Source organism: Tepidanaerobacter sp. GT38 (assembly GCF_021991635.1).
GTDB lineage: Bacteria > Bacillota > Thermosediminibacteria > Thermosediminibacterales > Tepidanaerobacteraceae > DTU063.
In genome coordinates, this window is the sequence record NZ_JAFFJA010000064.1 from 1 (window position 1) to 4,261 (window position 4,261).

General features: G+C 38.5%; 3 protein-coding genes and 2 tRNA genes. 2 read left to right on the forward strand and 3 right to left on the reverse strand.

The features are described 5' to 3' along the window. Positions 1-351 precede the first annotated feature (351 nt). Positions 352-1,035 carry a hypothetical protein gene (locus JT739_RS09620; protein ID WP_237660906.1) on the reverse strand — a complete coding sequence of 228 codons (684 nt, stop codon included), beginning with the start codon at positions 1,033-1,035 and terminating at the stop codon, positions 352-354. A 274-nt stretch (positions 1,036-1,309) separates the two neighbouring features. Between JT739_RS09620 and JT739_RS09625 the strand changes: the two genes are divergently transcribed. Next, positions 1,310-2,860 (forward strand): hypothetical protein, encoded by a 1,551-nt coding sequence (locus JT739_RS09625; RefSeq protein WP_237660907.1) that lies wholly within the window; start codon positions 1,310-1,312, stop codon positions 2,858-2,860. Positions 2,861-2,958: 98 nt separating this feature from the next. Next, positions 2,959-3,861, forward strand: coding sequence for a hypothetical protein (locus tag JT739_RS09630; protein ID WP_237660908.1), 903 nt, complete (start codon positions 2,959-2,961; stop codon positions 3,859-3,861). Positions 3,862-4,025: 164 nt separating this feature from the next. Here the strand turns inward: JT739_RS09630 and JT739_RS09635 are convergent. Both JT739_RS09635 and JT739_RS09640 read right to left on the reverse strand, forming a co-directional pair. Beyond that, positions 4,026-4,100: transfer RNA gene (locus JT739_RS09635), tRNA-Glu, on the reverse strand. Between the two features lie 3 nt (positions 4,101-4,103). After that, positions 4,104-4,179: transfer RNA gene (locus tag JT739_RS09640), tRNA-Lys, on the reverse strand. Positions 4,180-4,261: the final 82 nt, after the last annotated feature.

Here is a 4,261-nt window from a genome sequence, read left to right on the forward strand (position 1 = left end):
CTCACCTTTCTTGAGTTTTATACTCATCCTGAGAGAGGATGGTGAGGTCTTTTTTCTACGTACGTCCGCCGTTTTCCTGCTTTTTGGCCTAATAAAATTTTACACTATCGATGCTAGCGATATAGATGAGCCAGAGATTCGTTCACAAAAGTTTAATCGCTTAAAACGGATATTGAAAAGGTAATGCTGAAGCTGCTGTTCAAACAATTATTCATTTGTTGGATAAGCACCCTCCCAAAAAGGTAGCCGAGATTAAGGGAGTTTCCGTAAGATGGGTCTACACTAAAATTTTTTTGTAATAAATATAAAGCAGCTCCGGGAGCTCAATCCCCGGAGCTTTTATTTTGCTACTTATTCTTCAGGCGGATCAGCTGGGAAAAATGGAGGTATTGGCCTTTGAGCGAAATCTTCACAAGGATCTACTGGAGTAATATACTCTGGTGGGGGACAGTAGCCTCTGCTCAATACCTGAAGCTGAACTACTTGCTCACATTTGATGACTAGATAATATCCTACCGCCAAGACAAAATCAGTTTGAGTTGGGTCCTCAGCATTTGGAGTATAATCAATGTCGATACACTCGCCCAAAAATTCCAGTCTTAATATTTGATTGGTAATAGCTGCAGGCGGATTCTCTATTCCCTCTTGTACAAGAATTTGTGCCAATGGTTCTGGACAATAAAGTCTCACATTGCTTACTGCCTGAGTTGGAATGGGCACATCTACGGTTACTGTTGTGCCATCACTTCCGGTTATAGTTAAAGTAAAGGTTGCTGTAAAAGTAAAGCTAATCCTTACATATCCTGGAGGATCGCTAACCCTGCGCGTAGGCACAATGGGAGCAGCAACAGTCATTGTAAAGTTAGAGCAAGTTACATCTTCAATGTTATCAGCAGCAATCTCTACACCTTCTACTTCAATGGGATATACACATTGCCTGATTAGACATGAATCGAAAACTTTGTTTGTTGTAATGCAATCTATCTCCGTTGCCGGAGGCACCTGTCGCAGTTTAATTATTGCCTCTTCATTCATTGTTTTCTCTCCTTTCTCATGAAAATTTGATTCAATGTTCTAAGTTAGTTTATAATATGAGATTTAAAGTAGATTGGTGACATTTCATGTAATTTAGAAGCCTTATTATATACTATGTTTATACACCTGGAAAGGTGTAAACAATAAGACGTTACACCGAGAGTTTGCCGCACCTTCTTTCAGCAAACTAATAAATAATCTTCCCTGGCAGTAGCAAATTTCAATGCTGTAGCATATAAAGTAGTATGTAATATAATTTCAGGAGGCCAGGAAGATGAAAAAAGGAGATCACTTGGTATTTAAAGATAAAAAAAACAGCTTGTGGGAATTCAATTTAACCGAGGACAAAAGCCTGGTTTATTCTGCAGTAGCTGAAGATGAAAAAAGCAAAGAAGAAGGCAGAATTGATTCTGATGTGGTGGAATTTGCCGTTGATATAGATGATAAGGGAGTCGTGCACTTTGTATATATAACAAAAGATTCTCTAAAATACTGCACATTAGATGAGGGCCAGTGGTCTTCAAAGACCATTCATCGCTTTGAAGGAAATAACTTTACCGTAAGAGAACTTGGCCTCTATTTAATCGGCAAAGATGCCAACATATTTTACATTTTCCAGAAAGATTTAAATGTAAATATCGGCACTATCTGTCACTGCCTGTGGGATGGAGAAAAGGCATCAATTAATATAATAAGTGATATCAATATGCTGCCTACAGGACGGGTAAATTATCAGGCAGAAGTTCTGAAAAATGGGGACATATGGCTACTCTTTATCAGCAATGACGGAAGAGAAGTCCTTTTCAAAAGCTGCATTTACTCCAACAGAGTTTTCAGCAGTATAGGCTTGTTATATGCCTTAAAGGGCAACAGCATGGATTTTCACATGGTAAATTACGGCAATGAATACCACATATTAAACCTGTCTTATGACAATCAAAACTACATGCTAGAAGACATATGCATAGAATCGCCAGGCAAAATTAAGTCCATAACAAAGCTCTATCAAGACATCAGGCCCATATCAGATTCCCTACTCCTGGTCTATGAAAATATCCTCTGGGCATTTTGGAAGGTGGAAAATAAAGTGTTTTACTCTTCCCTTACTGGCAGACTATCAAAGGCCCAAGAATTAAGTATAAGCCCAGATGTAAAAGTTAACCTGTACTACTACCTTGACCAGGTGAGGGACGGCAAATACAAGAAAAAAAGGATATTGGGAACAGCTTCCCCTAACATAAACCTGATTTTCCCTGACAGACTCCCCATAAGTGAGGATGCTGACACCTTCTCTTCCAATGACAGCAAGATGACAGGTGTAGAAACCTCTGTTCCTAGCGATTCTGTATGGTCAGGTCAGTACCACGTCAGTTCCCAAAGTTCTCTAAAGGAGATTATGGAGTCCAGTAGAAGAGAATGGCGGCAGGCATTAGGTAAAATTAAGTGTAACACATCAGGGAAAAACTTTGATCAATCCCCACCTGCAGCACCCCCCTCTTGTGCTCAGTCCTACAAGGGATGGTCTAGTGAAATGCGCCAAAACCTGGTGGTCCTGGCTCGGCAAAAACTGGAATTAGAAAAAAAATATAACAAGCTCAATGAGGAAAAATTATCCCTGGAGGAAGAACTAGACAGATTAAAAAAGTTGCTGGATGAAGAGAGAAGTCAAAAAGATGCACTGCAGGAAAAGATAAAACAACTGGAAATTACCTTGAAGGAACTTGAAGAGGAAAATCAGAAGCTTAAAAATGACCTTGAAGTTGAAATGAATAGAGGCATCTTAGATATAATATGCAGGAGAATAAAGGGAAAAACCCAATCCTAAAAGGTTGGGTTTTTTTAAGTCCCAAACAAACATGAACAAAAGATTAAAAACATATATTTATACTGAAAAGCACTGATAATCCTTAACAGGTGATGGTTTTGAACAAAGAGAGTATAAGTGATGTGACAATGGAGCCTGGTATTGTGGCTATCTACAGCCTAAAGGATATTACCCTTCACCATAGCAAATACGGGGGGCTGCCCCCAAAGGGCAGCCAGTTGGTGTCTGTTGCCCACTGTCAGGTGCGGGATATTAAAGACAGCTGTCTTATAGAGGATAAAAAGATTTCAATACACATAGATTTTAACTTGCTCATGGTCTATGAATATATTATTGAAGGCACTAGAAGCTACAAGCTTTTTGTAGATAAACTGCACAAAAATATCAGTATTGATAGAAAGCTGTATGGTCTGCCAAAAAATAATCTCAAGGGCCAAAATACTATCCATGATATAAAATACCATTTGGATTTAGATTCGGAAAATAATTTGGTAACTATAGAGGTAAGAGCATCTATAAAATGCCTATTGCTGGAAGATGGGGCCATTGTCCATTATGACAAATCTTGGGAGAGCACATCTAATGTAACAGTTTGGAACCATGAGAATAGCTCCACCTGGAAAGCTGCTAACTTAAGCAATCTTATAAAAGAACCTGCCGGGGATTTTAATGATATTAGCCAGCTGAAAGAGGACATTAAAGAAATTAAATCCCAGTTAAGTAATATTGATGACAAATATGAAAAGATAAAATGCCATTATTACAAGCTATACAACATGTCAGAGGAAAAGGATTCTGTGATAAGCAAACTGAAAACCTCTCTTAATCAAAAGGTGGCTTTACTGGAAAGTGCCTATGATGATATTTACAAAAATGTCAGATACCTTACAAAGGAAGTGGAAAACTTAAAAGATGTTGTTGATAAAGAGAAGGGCCATGATAAAAGCCTCCTAAATTCTAAAATTCAAGCTGCCATCAATGCCATAAGGTCTTACTTTTAACAAGCAAAAAGGCTTACTACAAGGAATTCTAGGATTTACAGCCAAAAATTTTACCTTGCACATAAAATAAAAGAAAGCTGCACGTATTAACATACTTGCAGCCTTAGTTTTGAAAATTATATAAAAAAACCAGTATACTATACTGTCTATTTCGTACAAAAAAATGGTGACCCCGAGGGGATTCGAACCCCTGTTACCGCCGTGAAAGGGCGGTGTCTTAACCACTTGACCACGGGGCCACATGGTGAGCCATCCGCGACTCGAACGCGGGACTCCCTGATTAAAAGTCAGGTGCTCTACCGACTGAGCTAATGGCTCACAGAACAAGCAGGTATTATATTACTATAAAATTTTATTTCTGTCAACACCTTAAAATTTAACGTTGTTGTTATTCTGTGAT